At 36.8% G+C, this 22,804-nt stretch carries 13 protein-coding genes; 7 read left to right on the forward strand and 6 right to left on the reverse strand.

All coding sequences use genetic code 11. The features are described 5' to 3' along the window. Positions 1-41: 41 nt before the first annotated feature. The 6 genes from leuB to leuC all read right to left on the reverse strand — a co-directional run bounded on the left by leuB (position 42) and on the right by leuC (position 6,072). On the reverse strand, positions 42-1,097 hold the full coding sequence (leuB, locus tag FFWV33_RS02615; protein ID WP_108739460.1) for a 3-isopropylmalate dehydrogenase: 1,056 nt from the start codon (positions 1,095-1,097) through the stop codon (positions 42-44). A 335-nt stretch (positions 1,098-1,432) separates the two neighbouring features. Then, a complete protein-coding gene (locus FFWV33_RS02620) occupies positions 1,433-2,953 on the reverse strand; it encodes an alpha-isopropylmalate synthase regulatory domain-containing protein (protein ID WP_108739461.1) in 1,521 nt (506 codons plus the stop codon). A 44-nt stretch (positions 2,954-2,997) separates the two neighbouring features. Beyond that, the gene (locus FFWV33_RS02625; RefSeq protein ID WP_108739462.1) at positions 2,998-3,309 is read right to left on the reverse strand and encodes an antibiotic biosynthesis monooxygenase family protein; all 312 of its coding nucleotides are present in this window, start codon (positions 3,307-3,309) and stop codon (positions 2,998-3,000) included. A 139-nt stretch (positions 3,310-3,448) separates the two neighbouring features. After that, a complete protein-coding gene (gene leuD / locus FFWV33_RS02630; protein ID WP_108739463.1) occupies positions 3,449-4,045 on the reverse strand; it encodes a 3-isopropylmalate dehydratase small subunit in 597 nt (198 codons plus the stop codon). A gap of 171 nt (positions 4,046-4,216) precedes the next feature. Further along, positions 4,217-4,567 (reverse strand): four helix bundle protein, encoded by a 351-nt coding sequence (locus FFWV33_RS02635; protein WP_108739464.1) that lies wholly within the window; start codon positions 4,565-4,567, stop codon positions 4,217-4,219. Positions 4,568-4,677: 110 nt separating this feature from the next. Next, on the reverse strand, positions 4,678-6,072 hold the full coding sequence (gene leuC, locus FFWV33_RS02640; protein WP_108739465.1) for a 3-isopropylmalate dehydratase large subunit: 1,395 nt from the start codon (positions 6,070-6,072) through the stop codon (positions 4,678-4,680). A gap of 699 nt (positions 6,073-6,771) precedes the next feature. Between leuC and FFWV33_RS02645 the strand changes: the two genes are divergently transcribed. The 7 genes from FFWV33_RS02645 to dnaE all read left to right on the forward strand — a co-directional run bounded on the left by FFWV33_RS02645 (position 6,772) and on the right by dnaE (position 22,524). After that, positions 6,772-7,089, forward strand: a complete 318-nt coding sequence (locus tag FFWV33_RS02645) for a hypothetical protein (RefSeq protein WP_108739466.1) — start codon at positions 6,772-6,774, stop codon at positions 7,087-7,089. Positions 7,090-7,100: 11 nt separating this feature from the next. Beyond that, complete coding sequence (locus FFWV33_RS02650) at positions 7,101-8,534, forward strand: proton-conducting transporter transmembrane domain-containing protein (RefSeq protein WP_108739467.1); 1,434 nt, start codon at positions 7,101-7,103, stop codon at positions 8,532-8,534. A 2-nt stretch (positions 8,535-8,536) separates the two neighbouring features. Then, positions 8,537-10,903 (forward strand): DUF2309 domain-containing protein, encoded by a 2,367-nt coding sequence (locus FFWV33_RS02655; RefSeq protein ID WP_108739468.1) that lies wholly within the window; start codon positions 8,537-8,539, stop codon positions 10,901-10,903. A 435-nt stretch (positions 10,904-11,338) separates the two neighbouring features. After that, complete coding sequence (locus FFWV33_RS02660) at positions 11,339-12,415, forward strand: helix-turn-helix domain-containing protein (RefSeq protein WP_108739469.1); 1,077 nt, start codon at positions 11,339-11,341, stop codon at positions 12,413-12,415. Positions 12,416-12,630: 215 nt separating this feature from the next. After that, complete coding sequence (locus FFWV33_RS02665) at positions 12,631-14,946, forward strand: LamG-like jellyroll fold domain-containing protein (RefSeq protein WP_108739470.1); 2,316 nt, start codon at positions 12,631-12,633, stop codon at positions 14,944-14,946. 191 nt (positions 14,947-15,137) lie between these two features. Then, positions 15,138-17,594 carry an Ig-like domain-containing protein gene (locus tag FFWV33_RS02670; protein ID WP_108739471.1) on the forward strand — a complete coding sequence of 819 codons (2,457 nt, stop codon included), beginning with the start codon at positions 15,138-15,140 and terminating at the stop codon, positions 17,592-17,594. A gap of 394 nt (positions 17,595-17,988) precedes the next feature. Next, entirely contained in the window at positions 17,989-22,524 is a 4,536-nt protein-coding gene (gene dnaE, locus FFWV33_RS02675; protein ID WP_108739472.1) for a DNA polymerase III subunit alpha, read from the forward strand. Positions 22,525-22,804 lie beyond the last annotated feature (280 nt).

Genomic DNA, 22,804 nt, shown 5'->3' on the forward strand with positions numbered 1-22,804 from the left:
CTTGCGATTGACAGCTTTTTGAATAGTATATATTTTGAATATTAGATATTAGCTGCTAACCAATCTCCAACTTCTTTCGTTCCGTGTGCTTTTCCACCATCTGCAAGGTCTTCAGTAACGATTCCTGCTTCTAGTGCTTTGTTTACTGCATCTCTCATAGCTTGACCTTCTTCCATCAATCCGAAGTTTTCGAACATCATCGCAGCCGATAAAACGGTAGCCATAGGGTTTGCAATATTCAGTCCAGTTGCTTGTGGGTAAGAACCGTGAATTGGCTCAAACAAAGCTACTTTATCTCCCATAGATGCAGATGGCATTAACCCCATAGATCCTGAGATTACCGAAGCTTCATCTGTAAGGATATCTCCAAATAAGTTCTCTGTAATCAATACATCATACGAGTTTGGCCATTGAACCAAACGCATTGCTACAGCATCTACAAATTCATAAGATACAGTCACTTCTGGATAATCTTTCTCCATAGCTTGTACTGTTTCTCTCCACAAACGAGAGGTTTCAAGTACATTTGCTTTGTCTACACAACATAATTTTTTTGAACGAGTCATTGCCAATTCAAAACCTTTCTTAGCCAAACGTTGTACTTCGTGTCTTGTGTACACACAGTTATCAAAAGCCGTTTCACCTCCGTCAAGTCTTCCTTTTTCACCAAAGTAGATACCACCAGTTAACTCTCTCAAGAAAACCAAGTCAGTTCCTTCGATACGCTCTCTTTTCAAAGGCGATTTATCCAACAAAGAAGGGAATGTAAATGTAGGACGTACATTGGCAAACAAACCTAATTTTTTACGCATTAACAACAATCCTTGCTCTGGACGAACTGGTGCAGTTGGATCATTATCGTATTTTGGGTGCCCAATAGCTCCAAAAAGAACAGCGTCAGATTTCAAACATATCTCATGAGTTTCATCAGGATAAGGAACTCCAACGGCATCAATAGCGCAAGCTCCTGTAAGTGCTGGTGTCCATGTGATTTCGTGTCCAAATTTCAAGGCAATTGCATCAGATACTTTTACTGCTTGATCAATTACTTCTGGTCCAATTCCGTCTCCTGCTAAAAGTGCGATATTTAATTTCATTATTTATTTTTTTAAGTTTCTATTTTTTTTTTAAAGTTTCTGAGTTTCTAAGCCTCTGAGTTTCTAAGTTTTTTTTCAAATATTAGAAAATTAGTCACTTAGCAACTTAGCATTTATTTCTAATTAATAACGTTTAACATTTTTTTGAGTAACAATGTTTCTAAGTTTTTTTACTCTTAGAAACTTAGTCACTTAGCAACTTAGCATCTATCCCTTAATTAATTACGTTCAACACTTTTTTGTGTATCAATGTTTATAAGCTTCTGATTTTCTGAGCTTCTAAGTTCTTTTTTTAATCTTAGAAACTTAGTCCCTTAGCAACTTAGCATCTATCTTTAATTAATTACGTTTAACATTTTTTGAGTAGCAATGATCGCCGCTACCGTTTGATCTGAGTCCAGACCACGAGTTTTGAACTCCTTACCTTCAAAAAGCCAAGTAATAACCGTTTCACATAAGGCATCTGAGCTGCTGCCTGGAGGAATTCTCACTGCGTAGTCAATCAACTTTGGTAATTCTAATTTTTTACTTTTATAAATTTTGGCCAAAGCATTCATAAAAGCATCAAATTGCCCATCCCCTTGTGCATGTTCTTCGATAACTTGTCCGTCCATTTTCAAACACAATGTCGTTGACGGACGCATCCCTTTGGCGTGAGACAGTACATAAGATTCGAATGTAATTTTCTCCTCATACGTGTGACTGTGCAACACATCAGAGATGATGTATGGCAAATCTTCTTTGGTTACGGTTTCTTTTTTATCACCAAGTTCAATGATTCTTTGTGTGACCAATTTCAAATCTTCGTTATTAAGTTGTAAACCTAATTCTTGTAGATTTTTTTCGATATTGGCTTTTCCAGATGTTTTACCTAGTGCATATTGTCTCTTTCGACCAAAACGCTCAGGTAATAAATCATTGAAATATAAGTTCTTTTTATTATCACCATCAGCATGAATTCCTGCTGTTTGTGTAAATACGTTGTCACCAACAATTGGTTTATTGGCTGGAATTCTATATCCTGTAAAAGTTTCTACCAATTTACTTACTGTAAACAAGGCCGTTTCTTTGACACCAATAGTCACATCGGGCATAAAATCGTTGATTACTGCAACCGTGCTTGAAAGAGGTGCATTACCTGCACGCTCGCCCATTCCGTTTACCGTAACGTGCAAACCATGAATTCCGGCTTTGACAGCTTCCATCACATTGGCAACACTCAAATCGTAGTCGTTATGTGCATGAAAATCAAAATGAATATTTGGGTATTTTTGAGTTGTTTTCGAAATAAACTCAAAAGTATTTGACGGAATTAATACACCCAAAGTATCTGGAAGTAAAATTCTTTTTACGGGTTGGGTACTAATAAAATCTAAATATTGGTACACATATTCAGGTGAATGAAGCATTCCGTTACTCCAATCTTCAAGGTAAACATTGGTTGCAATACCGCTTTCGGCTGCCAATGCAATGCTTTCGGCAATTTCGTCAAAGTGTTGTTCAGGAGTTTTCTTCAATTGATGCACCAAATGATTCAAAGATCCTTTGGTTAATAGATTTTGTACTTTGGCACCGGCATTTTTCATCCATTCGATCGAAAGTCCTTTATCTACAAACGTCAATACTTCAATTTTATCGGTATATCCTTTTGCTTCTGCCCAAGTCATAATGCCTTTTACACCTTCAAATTCACCTTCACTCACACGAGCCGAAGCAATTTCGATACGATCAACCTTCAATTCTTCTAGTAATAATTGTGCAATGGTTAATTTTTCTGCAGCAGAAAAAGATACTCCGGAGGTTTGTTCACCATCACGAAGCGTCGTATCCATTATTTCAATTTTTCTTTTCTCCATTATTCTATCGTTATCAACCTCTTTTTTGTGTCAATTTTTATTGCCTAAGACAACTCTTTTTTGTTCTCCATCACCATTTCATAATGTTCCACAACTGGAAACGGATCATAATAATGATGTAATAATTTTTTCCATTCCAAATAAGATTCAGATTCTCTAAATCCAACGGTATGATCTTCTAGTTTTTTCCATTCAACCAAAAGCAAATATTTATTCTCTACTTCGATACATTTTCTCAAACTATGACTTACATAACCTGAAATCGATTGTATGAATTGGCTTGCTATTACAAAATCGCTTTCGAAACTAACTTCTTCACCTTTTTTAACTTGTAGAATAGCCATTTCCAAAATCATGCTCCTATTTATTTATAAACCCGACAAGTTTTTTAATTCCTGTCGGGTGTTATATACTATTGAGTTCTATTTTCTATTATTATGCAAATTGAATAGACAATATTACAGATAACTAAAAACTAATAATTGTTTACTTTGTTTAGTAAGGAAGCTTGTCAGCGAAAGCAACAATATCTTCTTTGATATTTGCTAGGTAATCGATATCATCAAAACCATTCAACATGTTGTTCTTTTTGTATCCGTTGATATCAAAAGATTCACTATCACCTGTTGCTTTGATCGTGATTTTTTGCTCTTGCAAGTTGATTTCTAATTCTGTAGTAGGATCTGCTGCAATAGCTGCAAAGATTTTGTCTGAGAACTCAGCACTTACTTGAACTGGTAAAACACCAATATTCAAACAGTTTCCTTTGAAGATATCAGCAAAGAAAGAAGAAACTACTGCACGGAATCCGTAATCGTACACTGCCCAAGCAGCATGCTCACGAGAAGATCCTGAACCGAAGTTTTTTCCTCCAACTAAGATTTTCCCAGAGTAAGTAGCATCATTCAATACGAAATCTGCTTTTGGAGTATCGTCTCCATTGTATCTCCAGTCACGGAAAAGGTTGTCGCCAAATCCTTCACGTTTCGTAGCTTTCAAGAAACGAGCTGGAATGATTTGATCTGTATCTACGTTTTCAATAGGTAGTGGCACTGCACTACTGGTAAGGATATTAAATTTATCGTATGCCATTTTTTATGTTGCTTTTGGCTTTTGGCTTTTGGCTTTTGGCTCTCGGAGCTTTAGCTTTGGCTTATTGCCTGTTATATTTTTGCTTTTGGCGGTTAGCTTTTGGCTTATTCAATTTTTTTAGTATTGGCGCAATGCAGTTTAGCTAAAAGCCAACCGCTAAAGGCCAACCGCCTATTTTAATTTATCAATAAACTTTCTCAATTGTTTTCTCAAAACTATAACTCTATCATTGCATTGTTCAAAATCCACTTTAGATATATAATTTAATTCTACACTCAAAAAAATCAAATATTCAACTTCTGTCGCTGAGCCATGAGCAATTACCAAAAATCTCCTAAAATCTGCATCCGATTCTCTTCCAGAACCTTCAGCAATATTTGTTGGGATAGAAGCTGCAGCTCGTCTTAACTGACTTGTAACTCCAAACAATTCTTCATTTGGGAACATTGCTGTGAGCTTATAAATCATCATCGTTAACTGATGTCCATCTTGCCAAACGGTATATTTTTTGTAATCTCGCATCTTTCTTTTAGCTAATAGCTATTGGCCATTGGCTTTTAGCTTCGAATCAAATGGATAATCAAATTAACCCATCCTTGCCAAAAGCCAAGGGCTAACAGCTAAAAGCCTTTTTAAAAAAGCTCTCTTGGGTCAGTTAATTTTCCAGTAACTGCTGCTGCTGCTGCCATGATAGGAGATGCTAACAAAGTTCTTGAACCTGGACCTTGACGACCTTCGAAGTTTCTGTTTGAGGTACTTACTGCATATTTTCCAGCGGGTACTTTATCATCGTTCATCGCTAAACAAGCAGAACATCCTGGTTGACGTAAAACAAAACCAGCTTCAGTAAGAATGTCTAACAAACCTTCTTCTTTGATTTGCGCTTCTACAACGTGTGATCCTGGAACTAACCAAGCAGTAACATTGTCTGCTTTTTTACGACCTTTTACAATTTCTGTAAAGGCTCTAAAATCTTCGATACGTCCGTTGGTACAACTTCCTAAGAAAACGTAGTCAATTGTTTTACCAATCATTACATCATCCTCGCTAAAGCCCATATAAGCTAACGATTTTTTGTAAGTCTCAGCACCACCTTCAACTTGGTTTGCGTTTGGAATGTTTTTAGAAATACCAATTCCCATACCTGGATTTGTTCCGTAAGTAATCATTGGCTCGATATCCTCAGCTTTGATGTTTAATTCAGTATCAAATTTTGCATCAGCATCTGTTTTCAACGTTTTCCAGTATGCTACTGCTTTTGTCCAAGCTTCTCCTTTAGGAGCATGTAACCTACCTTCTAAATAATCAAATGTTTTTTGGTCAGGAGCGATCATACCACCACGAGCACCCATTTCGATAGAAAGGTTACAAACAGTCATACGCCCTTCCATTGTCATTTCTTCAAAAACGTTTCCAGCGTACTCAGCAAAATAACCAGTACCTCCAGAAGTTGTTAATTGAGCAATGATATAAAGTGCCACATCTTTTGGTCCCACACCTTTGCTCAAAGTTCCACTTACGTTGATACGCATTTTCTTTGGTTTAGGTTGCATGATACATTGTGTAGAAAGTACCATCTCTACCTCTGAAGTTCCGATTCCAAAAGCAATCGCTCCAAAAGCACCGTGAGTAGATGTATGTGAATCACCACAAACAATTGTTGCACCCGGTAATGTAATTCCGTTTTCTGGACCTACAACGTGTACAATTCCGTTTTTTTGGTGCCCTAATCCCCAGTGAGAGATACCATATTCAGCTGAGTTATCTTCAAGTGCCTGAAGTTGATTTGCAGATAATGCATCTTCAACAGGTAAATGTTGGTTGATAGTTGGTGTATTGTGATCGGCAGTAGCGAAAGTACGCTCTGGATATAAAACGGTAACACCTCTAGATTTTAAACCTAAGAAAGCCACAGGACTTGTTACTTCATGGATGAAATGACGGTCAATAAAAAACACATCTGGTCCATCTTCAATTTTGCGCACCACGTGCGAATCCCATACTTTGTCAAATAATGTAGTACTCATTTTTACTGTTTTTTAAGTGTAATTCTTTTTGCAATACCAGTGAAATAACTGTAATTGCAATAACATGAACGCAAACGTACTAAAAAGTTTTGGAGACATCAATTGCGATTGTACACTATATACGATACCCAAAACGGTTTTGAACCAAATTCCAACTTATTTTGCTCGCTTTACAATTTTAAGACTCCTTTTTCTTTCTACAGCAAGTCACCAAAGTACAGCACAGATTTAGACTATTTTATTTTCGATAATAAATATGATATTCTTATCCATTATCTTAAAACGTTTGAAATAAAGCAACAAAAAATCAAAAGAAGCACTTCATACAGATAATTATACTTTTATTTTACAAAAACGAAGAAAGTACACCACCATCCCTTTCGATAAAAATTTTAATCGAATAACCCACTTTTCGACTAAAAAAACAGCCCAAAATAGTACCGAAATACTACGACATCCAAAAAGAAATATGTTTAATTTTTAAACAAAATGGCCGTGGAATTTTAAATTTTATTTGAAACGAATTGAACAATTACTAGTCCATACTGACAGCCTGCCTAATAGCTCTAAATGAACTTCAGAAATCATAATACATAAATATTTTTTATACATAGCATAATAAATATAAATAAAAATTAATGAATTCAACCCCTTAAATTTGCCTCAGATTTATAAACAAAACCTTTAAAAAGCAGTACCATGAATTTAGACGGACAAATGAAACTGGGTAAATCCACACAAAACATTCAATTGATAAAAGGTGATTTCACTCCTTCCGAAGCTCTGGAAGTAGTCATGGCTTTATTAGACCAAAAAATAAATTTTCATCAAAAACAAAGATTACAAAAATGGGAACTAGACCATAAAACCGATTCAAAAGAGATAGACGACCGGATCAAAGCACTTGAAGAAGACAAACAAGTTGTCAAAAATTTCCTCAATACTGCTCAAGATTTACAATCAAATATAACCATCAACGGACTGCTCGAAATTGCATTGGTAGCTAGTCACTCTTAAAAATTATAACAATGTCGTCAAAAAATAAATCGCAACAATTGACCAACCAAATTATAAACTATTTTTTATGGTTGTTCTTTTTGGTTAATAGTAGCTACCTCGTATACGCCTACCCACATGTACCTGAAGTACAGCTAGGAAACATTATTAAAATCAACGGATTCACCTTATTGATTTGGAATCTGGTAACTTTTTTCAGTGCCTTAATCAGTACTTACGCAATCAATTATCTAAAGGGATTTAAATACCACACTAAATTTTCCTTGCTTTGTCTTGGCTTCACCATGGCCATCATGGTTTTGGTGATGGCAAACAATGTGTTCTTATTATTGGCCATGTGGTTATCGATGGGAATTTTCATGTCACAATTAATAGGTAGTGATTCTCGTTGGGAAGAAGCTAAAGAAGCTTCGCGCTTTGCTTTGAAATATTTTGTATCAGGAAGTATTTTTCTAGCGATTGGTGTATTGCTACTTGCCTTTGAGCTTCAGGATTATACCATGACCGGCATCACCTCTCAAATAAATATAGTTCCACAGCACATCACAATTCTAGCAGCCTTATGTATTATTATGGCGGCACTTATACAATCGGCCATTTATCCTTTTCATCGTTGGTTGCTTTCGGCTATGACTGCGCCTACACCGGCTTCTGCTTTGATGCATGCAGGTTTTGTAAATGGTTCTGGAATTTTGCTAACCCTATTCTCGACTGTTTTGTTTGCTTCAAACACGCTCATCATTCTATTTGTAATTGGTGGTTTGACGGCTGTCGTTGCCCAATTTACCAAATTACTTCAAGTGAATGTAAAGCAAAGACTTGCGTGTTCGACTATCGCACAAATGGGATTTATGATTATGCAGTGTGGCCTTGGATTTTTTAATGCTGCTGTGGTGCACTTAATTCTTCATGGATTCTACAAAGCACATTTGTTTCTATCTGCAAATGAAGAAATTGGAATGATAAAACCGGCCAAACCAAAAAATATTAAAATCAAACCTTGGCAAGCCTTACTTGTATTACTTTTTGGAGCAATGGGAGCTTATCTTTTCAATGTGCTAACTGGCAAAGGAACAGTAATTAATAGTGGTATCTTCTTGACTTTGATTGTTGCCATTACGGTTGGACAAGTGACCTATAATATTTTAAAAGAAAAAAGTCTTAGCACTTTTCAAAAACTTTATTTGCCAATACTTTTATTCACCACTGGAATAGTTTCGTACTCCTTAGTTTACAACGGAATCACAAGTCTTATGCAAACCATGCCAATGGTTGATGTACCACAATCACTTTCGGCAGTAGAAATTGGGTTTGGAATCGTTTTTCTACTTGGTTTCTTTATCATGAAATTGGGAATTTATCGCAAATACCCACACCTATACATGACGCTACTCAACCTCTCACAACCTGCAAAAAGAACTGTTTTACTATTTAAATCGAAATAATTATGATCCATTCAACTATTAAAAAAAGTATTGCAGAAGCATCAAAGATTATTGGAAAAACCTGGCCATTATACTCTTTTGTTACCTCAAATCCGTTAGCAGGATATGAGCAAATGCCTTTTGAAGAGGCTGTAGCCGAAGCTAAAACGCTGCTTGATGCCAATGTTTTTCCTGAAACTGCCGTTTTTGAGCAAGCTTGGAGCAAAGGTGATATAAACAAAAACATACTTGTAAAACTGTTACAAGAAAACCTTTTAAACGAATCCCCAGAGTTTTATTTAAAACAAATGGAAGCTGTCCAAACGAAAAAGGTTGCAAATAAGTCACATACTTTAGACACTATAATGGCAAAATGGCTTGCTGCTTTTATGGACGAAGGTTTAGCCGAATGGGAAATGCCCAATAAAAGTGAAGGCTTTTATAATGCATGGAGAAAACTAGCCATTTATGATACGGATTTACCTAAAACTTTACTTTCTGAAATCCCAACTACCAGCAGCGAGACTTTAAATACGATTTTAAACGATTATACTGAGGCCGAAATAACAACGATTTTTACACACCACTTGGCTGCATTGCCTGGATGGACTGGATATATCAACTATAGAAGCGCATCAAACTCGTTATGGCAAGAAAAATATCCGGTTGACTTGCAGGATTATTTGGCCGTGAGATTGTGGATCGCCCAAAAAACAGGATCAGCTATTGCTCCTGCAACGGTAAGTCCGTCAAACGCTACTGACCTTTCAAAACTACAAAGCATCTGGTTGAAAGCTTGGGAGCAAAGTTGGCAAAATGGTCTTGTTCAACTTTTGGAAAACCACCAGATAACCAATCATCTTTCAGAAACAAATAAAGAGGTTCCTGAGGCTCAACTGGTTTTTTGTATCGACACAAGATCCGAATTAATCAGAAGACATATTGAACAAAATGGTCCTTATGAGACTTTTGGTTATGCTGGTTTTTTTGGTATCGCAATGGATTATAAAAGTGTAAAAGATGGTACTACCCGAAAGTCATGCCCTCCAATTGTGAACTCTGCTTATGAGGTATCTGAGACAGCACAAGCCGATCAATCTCAAAAGTTTGTTGAATATAAGGAACACAACAAACAACTTAAATTTAAAAACTATTTTCTAAAGAGAATGAAAAATATGCTTCCGTCAGCCTTTGGGTACGTGGAAGGATCTGGAATTTTTTACGGAATTTCATTGCTGACAAAAACGCTTTTGCCTAACTATTTGTATCAAAAAAACAACAAAAACGAAGGTGAACTCGAATCTATAGCTGAGCCACAAATTACAAACAGTTGTGATCATGAAGACATAGCGCTAGATATTCCATTGGAAGAAAAAATTGCTATCGTAAAATCGGCTTTTGATTTGCTGGGTTGGGAGCAATTTGCGCCACTAATTGTTTTTGCAGGTCATGGAAGCCATTCGGCAAACAATGCTTTTGGATCAAGTTTGGACTGTGGAGCGTGCGCTGCAAGTCCAGGTAGACACAATGCGAGAATGCTTGCTAGATTGGCCAATATGAAAGAAGTAAAACAAGCGTTAAAAATGGATTTTGGAATTGTTATTCCTGCTACGACCTTTTTTATAGGAGCCGAACACAATACGACTACAGATGCAATTGTATTATTTGATTCGAAAGTACCAGCTTCACACAAAGAAGTGTTGCAAAAATTAAAAACAAGTTTGGTTGCTACTCAAAAATCGGCTACTCAAGAAAGACTTGGCGTAAAAGACAGCGTTGCTTTGGCACACAAAAAAGCAAACAATTGGGGAGAAACAAGACCTGAATGGGGATTAGCAAAAAACGCTGGTTTTATTGTAGGACCAAGAGATTTAACTAAAGACAAAAATCTAGACGGACGTTGTTTTCTTCATTCTTACAATTGGAAAACCGACCTGGAAGGAAAAGCGCTGGAAGGAATCATGCAAGGCCCCATGGTGGTAACACAATGGATCAACAACCACTATTACTTTTCGACTGTTGACAATGAGGTTTTTGGTGGCGGTTCAAAAATCACGCATAACGTCACAGGTAAGTTTGGTGTAGTGCAAGGAAATGGTGGCGACATAAAAATGGGACTTCCGTTACAGTCGGTAAAAAATTCTGACGAAGAAATGTATCACCAACCTTTACGACTGTCGGTAATGATTCAGGCACCTTTATCCAATGTAGCTACAATTTTGTCCAGAAACCCAAATCTGAAAAACTTACTTGATAACGAATGGATTTATCTAATGGTGATGAATCCTTTAGAAAACGATAAAGTCTTCAAATATCACAAAGATTTGAATTGGGTGGCCGTGTCTCAAAAATCAACAGCAACCGAGGTCTTAGAGGAGATGTCAGTTTAATAAATACTACTACTTAAAAAAGGAGCCGCTTCAGCAATCATGAAACGGCTCCTTTTTTTGTTTCATAATCTATTTAAACCGTTTCATTGGAATAAAAATCGGAATCAACCTCCATCCATTTTAGGCAGTTCGCTAGCTTTATAACAGTAAATAGGCTTCTTATAACATTGGTTATAAAAGAAGGAATGATTTACACTATTTTTAAATTTCAATATAAAGTTGACTGTAAACCTTGGCATTTTTTGATCTTTTCTAAAGCTCTTTCGAACTAAAAAAATTAGAAAAACCACAAATTACAAGGCTTTAAAAATGATTTTTTGTTAATTTACAGACTGGTAGTACTATTAAAAGATAGGCTAACTCTGGCGATGATGGCATCTTAGATTTTAATCACAGCTTTAGAATGATATTTAAAACTCGATTTAAAAATAGATTATGAATATTACCAAATGGCTTCAATTTATAAAACCCAATGTAAACTTCTACAAAGATGGTTTTTTTGAATTTCCGTTCTTAGCCAATTCTCCTCAATTAATGATTGAGTCAACTATCAAAACGCCACTGAGCAGACACGTTCTTGAGGAACAAACCGTTTATAGAAACAACCCCTTTACCAAAGGTGAAATGCGTTACCGAGAAATCGATGAAGGTTTATGGCTCACCATTTCGACTATCGAATTCAAACAAAACACTCTGATTAAATCGGTTTATGCCGAAGGAATTCCTAGCGAACATTATACCCTTACCTTCACTATTTTTGAAAGTGACGTAATGCTAAGCAATACCTTTCTAGACAAGATTCCGTTTCAAAATAAATTTTGGGGCTTTAAGAAACCAGGAACTGATGTTGGGGCTTATTTCTATAAAGGTTCCAAATGCCAATTTTACATCTATCACTTCAGTCCCGATTGGATTAAAAAGCACATACCCTTTGACAAATTAGACAATAGCATTCCGTTCAAGAGATTTTTAGATTCAGACAAAGGATTTATATCCTACCAAGATATTGTGCCAAACGCAGAGGAACTATCACATGCGATTTTACATAAATTTAAAACTTTTAATTATGATGTATTTAGTGAAACCTTATTGAAGGCAGAAACCTTAACCTTGGTCACTTCTTTTTTCAAGAATGCTTTCACCGATTTGCGTACACAAGATTACAGCACAAAAGAATCCATAGATTATCAAAAAATGGCAAAATGTGAGCGCATGATTTCTTTGAATTTCTCGAAACCTTTTAACGGAATAGATGAACTAGCAGAACGTGTAAATCTTTCGACCTCAAAACTGAAGAAGGATTTCAAAATGGTTTATGGAAGTTCCATCTTGCAGTACCATATTGACAAAAAAATGCAATTTGCGATGAATTTGTTATCGACCACTGATATGCAAATAAAAGAAATAGCCCAAGAAGTAGGATATGACAGCCCAAGTAAATTTAGTGCTGCTTTCAAAAAGAAATTTGATAAACTACCTTCCGATATTCGACCAGAAAATAGCTGGTTTTAAAGCACTTTCATTTTAAAAACCATATTTAAACCATAGCCATTCGCTATGGTTTTTTTATACAAAAAAACGAAAAAACCGCACTTAATCTGACTAATATGCTTTTTATCGGTAATATATGTCCGAATGGGCTATCGATATGTCCGAATGGGATAGTGAAAACAATAACCATCAAATACATTTGTAGCAAATAAAATTAACCTCAAAAACAAATTATTATGAAACAAAATTATTTCTTAATCACATTTTTCCTTCTGATTTTCAATCAAGGATACTCTACTTATTATTATCAAATATCAAGCCTTGACCCGTTAACTGGCGGACAAACTTATCAACTTAATCAAGCAGCGAATAACTTAAGCTTCAACATTAATTATTTAGCTTGCGGGACTTCACAACCTCAAGTTGCAACACAATACACCCTAACTTGGTATGTAAACACAGTAAACTCAACAGTTGGAGGAACTGCCTTATCATCATCAACACAAACAACTGTAGCACAATATAATTTAGCAGATATCAAAACCCTTACTCCAAATACCACACAAGTAGGAACATATTATTATTACGCTATAGTATCAAATCCATCAATGTCAACTTGTGGATTCTCTGGCAGTTTAGCAACAACAATTCAAAGAGTTGATGTTACGCAACCTGCAACACATTTAAATTTTGATGGGATTAATGATTATGTTAGTTTAAGAACTGTAAATTTACCTACGGGAACAAGTGCTAGAACGATTGAAGCAATGGTAAAAACCTCATCACAATCAGGCAGTCAATCGATTTTTAATTACGGTAATCAAGCTATAGGAAACTCTCGTTTTGGTCTTATGATAGTCGGCGGAAAATTATACTTTGTTGGAGAAGGAAATGATTACAATACCAACGTGACCATTGGTGATAGTAAATGGCATCATATTGCAGCTACGTATGAATCTTCAATTTTAAATATATATATTGATGGAGCACTAGTAGCAACACAAACAAAATTATTAAACACAAATAACAACATGTTCAACATAGGGGCATCTGTTAACACAACTCCAGGAGAATTTTTTCCAGGAAATATTGATGAAGTTCGCATTTGGAACATTGCAAGAACTGCAGAACAAATTAGTGCTTCAAAAAACTGTGAATTACAAGGAAATGAAGCTGGTTTAGTTTCCTATTACAAATTCGATCAAGGCATCAATGCTGAAAATAATGTTGGCAATACCACTTTGATTGATGCAACCACTACTGACAATACGGGTACATTAACCAATTTTGCATTAACAGGCACAACCTCAAACTGGTTAGCTGGATCACCTGTCATTACAGGTTCAATTATACCTTCATCGCCTACAGTAACAACACCTATAACATACAATAAAGGGGCTACAGCAACAGCATTAACAGCTACAACAGGCACAAATGGTACAGGTTTGCTATGGTACACTGGTAAAACTGGTGGAGCTTCCTCAACAACTGCACCTACTCCAAGCACTGCAACTGCAGGAAATACATCTTACTGGGTTTCTAGTACAAATGCAAACGGATGCGAAAGTGCTAGAACTGAAATTGTTGTTAGGATTAATGCCGCTGCTACTCACTTAAATTTTGATGGGGTTAATGATTATGCTGAAATTCCAGCTGGAATAAATATTTCAAATTCCTCTTTTACAATAGAATTTTACGCTAAACGTACGTTAAGCAACACTAATGATTATGTTTTTAATCAAGGGTACTATTATACTAACAATAACCTACATATTGGTTTTAGAGATAACAATAATTTTCTATTTGCATTTTACAACAATGACTTAAACGTTTCAGATGTTAATTACATTTCAGATAATGCATGGCATCAATGGACTTGTGTTTACAACATAACTACTGGTTCTAGAGAAGTATATCAAGATGGAATTTTAGTAGGTTCCCAAACAGGTGTAGCACCTTATACAGGTAATGGATCTCTTCAAATAGGATCCCAAGGTAATTACCAGCACTTTTATGATGGTAGTATTGATGACATTCGTATTTGGAATACGGCCCGAACTGCAGAGCAAATTAATGCGACAAAAAACTGTGAATTACAAGGAAATGAAGTTGGTTTAGTATCTTACTATAAATTCAATCAAGGTATTGATTCTGCAAATAATGCTGGAATTACAACATTAACAGATGCTACTGCACATGCAAATAATGGTACAATATCAAACTTCGCCTTAGCAGGAGCAACAAGCAACTGGCTGGCAGGTTCACCAATTATTACAGGAGTTACATGTTCAATACTAAGTACTAAATCATTCACAAAATCCAACAGTATAAAAGTATTCCCGAATCCTACTAGAAATAACGTAACAATTGAAGCTAGTACTATGGAAAACGCAACTATTCAAGTATCTGATATTGCTGGAAGAACATTGATATCTAAAAACATTTCTGAAACTTCAAATACTATTGATCTTTCACAATTGCAACAAGGTGTTTATATTTTAAAAATCAAAACAAAAGATGGAGAATCGGTAACTAAAGTTGTCAAACAATAGGGATAAACTCCACAACTTATTTTTTAAAGAGGCTGCAATGTGCAGCCTCTTTTGTTTTTAAGATTTTAATAAATTCGATGATATACAAATATATAAGATTAAAAGCTTTTCGAACGCTAAATAAAGCTGATTTTACTTACCTTTAACAAGTCGGAACTAAAATAAGTTTAAACTTTAAATAATTTACCATTATGAAAACAACTTTACTCTTTTGTACTTTTTTATTCTTATCATCCTTATCCACCGTAAAAGGACAAACATATACCTTTAATATGAATGTTACTCCAGGCAATTCTCCCTCAAAAACAGAAACGATTAATGGTGTAACTATGACCTTTGCAGCAAATGGTGTAAATGTTTATTCAGATGACTTCTCGTATTTGCCTAATATTGATCAGAACGCTGTTGGTTGCGAAAGTGGTTCAACATCAGCAACTTTTACCTTTTCATCAGCCATTAACATAACAAGTATCGTTGCAGGTTTAGAAGATACTGGCAAAATTCTTACTTTTACTCCAACAGGTGGCAGCAATTCTACTGTAAACCAGAGTATAAATAATTTTAGCGCGAGTATTGTCCCTTTAAACTGGAAGGGAGTCACTAAAATTACTATTACCGCACCTTCACAAGCCTATTTTGTATTTGATAAAATAATCTTCTCTCTAAACACTGCTCCAGCAATTAGCGGTACAGTAGCCAGCCAAACGGTAAATGACAATAGCACACTACTGCCTTTCTCTGGAATCACAACTACAGATGCAGACGGTGATAATTTATCTGCCACTATAACTCTAGATACTAATGCAAAAGGAATTCTATCTGGAGCTGGACTATCAGGAACAGGTCCTTACACAATTGCAAGTACTACCGCAGCAAATTTGCAAGCAACATTAAGAGCATTAACATACAATCCTACTGACAATAGAACAACAACATCTGAAACCACTACTTTTACAATTGCTGTAAATGATGGCACTGCTACTACATCCAATAATACTACTACAGTGATTTCATCGGCTGTAAAACCAACTGCAACTATCACCCTAGCAGACAACGCATTATCTATTGGAGAAACAAGTTTAGTTACCATTACTTTTTCGGAAGCAGTAACTGGATTTACCAATGCCGATTTAACGATAGCCAATGGAACACTAACATCTGTAAGTTCTTCCAATGGAGGCATTACGTGGACAGCTACTTTTACACCAACAAATAATATCGTAAGTGCAACAAACGTAATTTCGTTGGATAAGGCAGGTGTAGCAGATTCTGCAGGAAATACAGGATCCGAAATTACAAACTCTCCAAATTATTCGATTGACACCACCTCCTCATTAATAACAAGTGTAGCTGTTCCTCCCAACGCTACTTACACAACCTCCCAAAATTTAAACTTTACCGTAACCTTTAGCAAGAACATTATCGTAAACACAACAGGTGGCGTACCACAAATAGGACTCACAATTGGTTCAACAATTCGTCAAGCAGTTTACACAAGTGGCTCAGGAACAAATGCATTACTATTTAGCTATACCGTTCAAAACGGAGAACTTGATACCGATGGAATCACTGTAGGTAACTTGGTCACTAACGGTGGAACTATAAAAGATAATGCAACCAATAATGCAACCCTAACTTTAAATAGTGTTGGAACGACCAACAATGTATTAGTAAATTCTGTGACTCCAGCAACTCATCTAAATTTTGATGGAGTTAATGATTATGTATCCATTAATAACATAACAACTGCTTCCTTTACTTTAGAAGCATATATCAAAACTACAACAAATTCACCTGGAGGAGTTTACCCATACCAAGGTGTTGGAATTTTAGATTCAGATGTTGGAGGTCCAGCAAATGACTTTACATTTACTGTCCTAAATAATAAATTAAGTTTTTGGGATGGAAATGCTAATCAAAATGTAAATGGCATAACAACTGTTGTTGATGGAAACTGGCATCATGTTGCTGTAGTAAGAACCTCAGGAACCAGCATTAAAGTATATGTTGACGGTGTCTTAGATGGTCAGGTAAACGTAGCTGGTACAGCTGTTTTAAATTCAAATTCAAAGATTTATATCGGATCTAGTAAAACGGACAATAGATACTTTAACGGCTCTATAGATGACGTTCGAATTTGGAATAGCGCCCGAACTGCAGAGCAAATTAATGCATCAAAAAACTGCGAATTACAAGGAAATGAAGCTAGTTTAGTATCTTACTATAAATTCAATCAAGGTAATGACGCTGCAAACAACTCTGGAATTACAACATTGACGGACGCTACTTCAAATGCAAACAACGGTACACTGACCAATTTAGCATTAACAGGAGCAACAAGCAACTGGTTGGCAGGTTCACCAGTTGTAACAGGTAGCACTTGTACAACACTAAGCACTAAATCGTTTAGCAAATCAAACAGTATCAAGGTATATCCAAATCCTACTAGTGACAGTGTCACAATTGAGGCTAGTACGACAGATAACGCAACTGTTCAAGTGTCTGATAGTACCGGAAGAATATTGGTTACAAAAAATCTTTCGAACGCAACCAACACAGTTGATCTTTCTCAATTGCAACAAGGTGTTTATATTTTCAAAGTCAAAACTAAAGACGGAGAATCCGTAACTAAAGTTGTCAAACAATAATTTTACACTTCAATTTTCTCTTGAATAATAACAAAGCAACCCTGCTAGAGTTTTAAACTCCAGCAGGGTTTTTTAATACGACTTGGTCGCTCATAAAAGTAATCCGCCTCGGCACAGCAAATAGCAGAACAGCATTAAAAAAGGTGCTTTGTAACTGCAAAACACATTGAAACCCGCTTTTTACCCTAGCCACGAAGCTTCTTGATACACCAATTAGTAAGCGCATATTTTTGTTGATAAATTCCCTTTCGAATCGCTAAAAAATTCGCTAAATTTGACATTCATTTTTTTGGACTTTTACTAATCTTAAAGTGTTAAAAACCCGTAGAATACACAGTCAAAATCTAAGCAATTTTGGCCCCCTTTCCTTTGGAGAGGGTTGGGGAGAGGATTTATGTACTTAATATTCGATACCGAAACTACTGGATTACCAAAGCGTTGGGACGCGCCCATAACCGATTCGGCTAACTGGCCGCGTTGTATACAAATTGCATGGCAATTGCACGATGAGATGGGGAAACTTATCGAACACCAAGATTATTTGGTGCAGCCTGACGGATTCAACATTCCGTATGATGCCGAGCGTATTCACGGGATTTCGACCGAGTTGGCACAGCATGACGGGGTTCCGTTGGCGGATGTTTTGGAAAAATTCAATATTGCTTTGGGTAAAGCCAAATTCATTGTGGGTCAGAATTTAGGTTTTGACGTCAATATTATGGGGGCTGAATTTCACCGACTTTCAGTTGAAAGTCCGATGGCTTCGATTCCGGTTTTGGATACTTGTACCGAAGTTACCGCCAAATTATTGCAATTACCTGGAGGTCGTGGTGGAAAATTCAAGCTACCAACCTTAACCGAGTTGCACCAATATTTATTTAATGTTCCTTTTGGCGAAGCGCACAACGCTACTGCCGATGTGGAGGCAACGACCCGTTGTTTTTTAGAATTAATTCGAAAAGAAATTTTCACCAAAGAAGAACTGGATGTTCCGGGTTCCTACTTTGTTGATTTTCAAAATAAAAATCCAAGAGAAATTCAGCTCATTGGATTAAAACACATCAACCTCAAACAAGCTTCGGATAAAATTCGTCAGCAATTTGGGGAAACAACAACGCAAACCGTTTCAAAACAGGAACTAAACGAGAACAAAGCGGTTTTGACCGATGTGCCGTATGCGCATTTGCACAATCACACCCAATTTTCGGTTTTACAGTCGACAATTGGAGTTGCCGATATTGTTAAGGCTACTGCTAAATTCAAAATGCCAGCGGTTGCAATGACCGACACGGCAAATATGATGGGAGCTTTTCACTTTGTGAGTGCGGTGATGAACCATACCAAAGCAGCTAAAGCCAAAAATGCAGCTTTAATTGAAAATGGTGAAGAACCTACCGAAACCGAAATCAAACCGATTGTAGGATTGGAGTTCAACATTTGTGAAAACCATAAAGATAAATCCAAAAAAGACAATGGTTACCAAGTGGTCTTTTTAGCCAAAAACAAAAATGGGTATCACAACTTGGCCAAAATGGCGTCTATTGCCAACATTGATGGTTTTTATTATGTACCACGTATTGACAAAAAAATAGTCGAAAAATACAAAGAAGACATCATGGTTTTGTCTGGAAATTTATACGGAGAAATTCCGGGTAAAATTTTGAACTTAGGAGAAAACCAAGCCGAAGAAGCCTTGATTTGGTGGAAAGAGCAGTTTGGAGATGATTTTTATCTCGAAATCATGCGTCACAACCAAGAGGACGAGAACCGTGTCAATAAAACTTTGATTGCTTTTGCTCGAAAACACGATGTCAAATTAATTGCAACCAACAATACCTATTACGTAAATAAAGAGGATGCCAATGCACACGATATTTTATTGTGTGTAAAGGACGGAGAAAAACAAGCCACACCAATTGGTCGTGGTCGTGGTTATCGTTATGGTTTGCCCAATCAAGAATACTATTACAAATCAGGTGACGAAATGAAGCAATTGTTTGCTGATTTACCTGATGCAATTATCAACATACAAGAAATTGTAGACAAGGTCGAGGCTTACTCCTTGTACCGAGATGTATTGCTACCTAAATATGATATTCCGCAAGAATTTGTCGACCCCGAAGATGATGTTGATAACGGGGTTCGTGGAGAAAATGCTTATTTGCGTGACCTAACCATGGTCGGTGCAAAAAAACGATATGGCGAAATTACAGAATCGATTCAGGAACGTCTTGATTTTGAATTATTAACCATTTCGAACTCAGGTTATCCTGGTTATTTCTTGATTGTACAAGATTTCATTGCCAAGGCAAGAGAGATGGATGTTTCTGTAGGACCTGGGCGTGGATCGGCTGCGGGTTCTGCCGTGGCGTATTGTCTCGGAATTACGAATATTGACCCAATTAAATACGACTTGCTTTTTGAGCGTTTCTTGAATCCCGATCGTGTATCCATGCCCGATATTGATATCGATTTTGATGATGAGGGTCGTGGTCGCGTTATGGATTATGTAATCAAAAAATACGGAGCCAATCAGGTAGCACAAATTATCACTTATGGTAAGATGGCAACCAAATCGGCAATTCGTGATACGGCGCGTGTACTGGATTTACCATTATTCGAAGCCGATAGAATTGCAAAACTGATTCCGGCCATGATGCCTGGAAAATGGAATCTAGCGCGCTTCCTTTCCGAATCTGAAGATGATGTTCGAAAAGCATTAAAAGGTCCGGACGAATTTGACTTAGTCAAAGAATTAATAGCCATTGCCAACGGTGATGATTTGGCTGCCGAAACGATTCAGCAAGCAAAAATCCTCGAAGGCTCGATGCGTAACACGGGTATTCATGCGTGTGGAGTGATCATCACCCCATCGGATATTACCAATTATGTTCCGGTTACAACAGCAAAGGATTCCGATTTATACGTAACTCAATTTGACAACTCCGTGGCCGAAAGTGCTGGACTGTTGAAAATGGACTTCTTGGGTCTAAAGACCCTTACCCTAATAAAAGACACCGTTAAACTGGTCAAATATAGAAATGGAATAACGCTCGATCCAGACACCTTCCCTATTGATGATGTCAAGACGTATGAGCTCTTTCAGCGCGGAGAAACGGTTGGAATCTTCCAATACGAGTCACCTGGAATGCAAAAATACATGAAGGAATTGAAGCCCACTGTTTTTGGGGATTTAATTGCCATGAATGCCTTGTATCGTCCAGGACCTTTAGAATATATTCCTTCTTTCGTTCGAAGAAAAAATGGCGAAGAAGAAATTAAATACGATTTAGATGCCTGCGAAGAATACCTTGGAGAAACTTACGGAATTACCGTTTACCAAGAGCAGGTGATGCTTTTGTCTCAATCTTTGGCTGGATTTACCAAAGGTGAGGCCGACGTTTTGCGTAAAGCGATGGGTAAGAAACAAAAAGAGGTTCTTGATAAAATGAAACCTAAATTTGTAAAACAAGCGGCTGAAAAAGGTCATGATGCCAAAGTATTAGAAAAAATCTGGAAAGACTGGGAAGCCTTTGCGAGTTACGCCTTTAACAAGTCGCACTCCACTTGCTACGCTTGGATTGCCTACCAAACCGCCTACTTAAAAGCACATTATCCTGCCGAATATATGGCAGCGGTGCTTTCGAATAACATGAACGATATCAAGCAAGTTTCGTTTTTCATGGAAGAATGTAAACGTATGGGACTCCAAGTTTTGGGACCCGATGTAAATGAGTCGTTTTATAAATTTACTGTAAACGAAGAGTATGCGGTTCGTTTCGGAATGGGCGCTGTCAAAGGTGTGGGTTCTGGTGCGGTTGCTACCATTGTTGAACATAGAAAAGATGGTCGTTATAAATCGATTTTCGACTTAGCAAAACGAATTGATTTACGGGCAGCAAACAAAAAAGCATTTGAAAACTTAGTACTCGCCGGAGGTATGGATTGTTTTGAAGACACGCATCGTGCCCAGTATTTTCATGATGATGGAGACGGAATTACATTCTACGAAAAAGCCATTCGTTATGGAGCAAAATTTCAAGAAAACGAAAACTCGTCGCAAGTAAGTTTATTTGGTGAAGCCTCTGAAGTTCAAATTGCCGAGCCTGTTGTACCGCCTTGCGAGGACTGGAGCACCATGGAAAAACTAGCCAAAGAGAAAGAAGTGGTTGGAATTTACATCTCTGGACATCCGCTAGATGATTTCAAATTCGAAATGAAAAACTTTTGCAATGTTCGACTAGAAGCACTCCGAAATCTGCACCTACATGTCAGCAAGCCGCTCGCTATTGCAGGAATCGTGAACAATGTGCAACATAAAGTAGCCAAAAACGGAAAAGGTTGGGGAATATTTACTCTCGAAGGTTATGATGAAAGTTATGAGTTCAAAATTTTTGGTGAAGAATATTTGAAGTTCCGTCATTTCTTTTTGCAAAACAATTTTGTCTACATCAAATTGATGGTCAAAGACGGTTGGGTAAACCAAGACACGGGCAAGAAAAGTGACCCTAGAATTGCCTTTACAGAAGTGCGACAACTACAAGATGTATTGGCTGCTTTTGCAAAGAAATTGATCATTATTCTAAACATTACCGATTTACAAACTGATTTCATTCATCATTTGAACCAAATATTCCAAGACAACAAAGGAGATCACCAAGTCACATTTGAAATCATGGAACTAGAACGGATCAAAAAAATGGTCGAAGCAGAACCTATTGTTCTCGAAAACGAGGACGACTTTGTAGAAGAAGTAAATGACGACGACGATAGCGAGACAGCTACCATAAAAACTACCGAAATGACAGAAGTCGAGGAAATAAAAGTAGTTACCAAACTTAGCATGCCAAGCCGTCGACTCAAAATCAACATTTCAAACGAATTATTGGTCGAATTAGAGAAAATGCAGATCAATTTCAAACTGAATTAAAAGGTTTAGGAGCAGGAAAATTTGGCTTTTTAAGGAAAGACTGTTCCTGCTCCCGACGCTTCGCGGGTACTTTATCTCCTGTATTTGCTATCGCAGTACATGAGGAATACCTGCCGAAACTTCAGGACGATCAGGGCTAGGAAGTGAGATTGGAAATATTTATTTAACTACATTCCTCTAAAACAAAACATAAGTAGACTAAAAAAAACAATTCTCAATCGAATAGGTGAAATTAAAAATGGAACAGCTAAAACGTTTACTTCTAAGCAAGTTTTAAATC

It is taken from the genome of Flavobacterium faecale, assembly GCF_003076455.1.
Taxonomy (GTDB): domain Bacteria; phylum Bacteroidota; class Bacteroidia; order Flavobacteriales; family Flavobacteriaceae; genus Flavobacterium; species Flavobacterium faecale.

Excerpts from the sequence above, each read along its gene's own strand:
- leuD (WP_108739463.1), bottom strand. The coding sequence starts at position 4,045 with ATGGCATACGATAAATTTAATATCCTTACCAGTAGTGCAGTGCCACTA.
- FFWV33_RS02645 (WP_108739466.1), top strand. The coding sequence starts at position 6,772 with ATGAATTTAGACGGACAAATGAAACTGGGTAAATCCACACAAAACATT.
- FFWV33_RS02670 (WP_108739471.1), top strand. The coding sequence starts at position 15,138 with ATGAAAACAACTTTACTCTTTTGTACTTTTTTATTCTTATCATCCTTA.
- FFWV33_RS02625 (WP_108739462.1), bottom strand. The coding sequence starts at position 3,309 with ATGATTTTGGAAATGGCTATTCTACAAGTTAAAAAAGGTGAAGAAGTT.
- dnaE (WP_108739472.1), top strand. The coding sequence starts at position 17,989 with ATGTACTTAATATTCGATACCGAAACTACTGGATTACCAAAGCGTTGG.
- FFWV33_RS02665 (WP_108739470.1), top strand. The coding sequence starts at position 12,631 with ATGAAACAAAATTATTTCTTAATCACATTTTTCCTTCTGATTTTCAAT.
- FFWV33_RS02620 (WP_108739461.1), bottom strand. The coding sequence starts at position 2,953 with ATGGAGAAAAGAAAAATTGAAATAATGGATACGACGCTTCGTGATGGT.
- FFWV33_RS02655 (WP_108739468.1), top strand. The coding sequence starts at position 8,537 with ATGATCCATTCAACTATTAAAAAAAGTATTGCAGAAGCATCAAAGATT.
- FFWV33_RS02650 (WP_108739467.1), top strand. The coding sequence starts at position 7,101 with ATGTCGTCAAAAAATAAATCGCAACAATTGACCAACCAAATTATAAAC.
- FFWV33_RS02635 (WP_108739464.1), bottom strand. The coding sequence starts at position 4,567 with ATGCGAGATTACAAAAAATATACCGTTTGGCAAGATGGACATCAGTTA.
- leuC (WP_108739465.1), bottom strand. The coding sequence starts at position 6,072 with ATGAGTACTACATTATTTGACAAAGTATGGGATTCGCACGTGGTGCGC.
- leuB (WP_108739460.1), bottom strand. The coding sequence starts at position 1,097 with ATGAAATTAAATATCGCACTTTTAGCAGGAGACGGAATTGGACCAGAA.
- FFWV33_RS02660 (WP_108739469.1), top strand. The coding sequence starts at position 11,339 with ATGAATATTACCAAATGGCTTCAATTTATAAAACCCAATGTAAACTTC.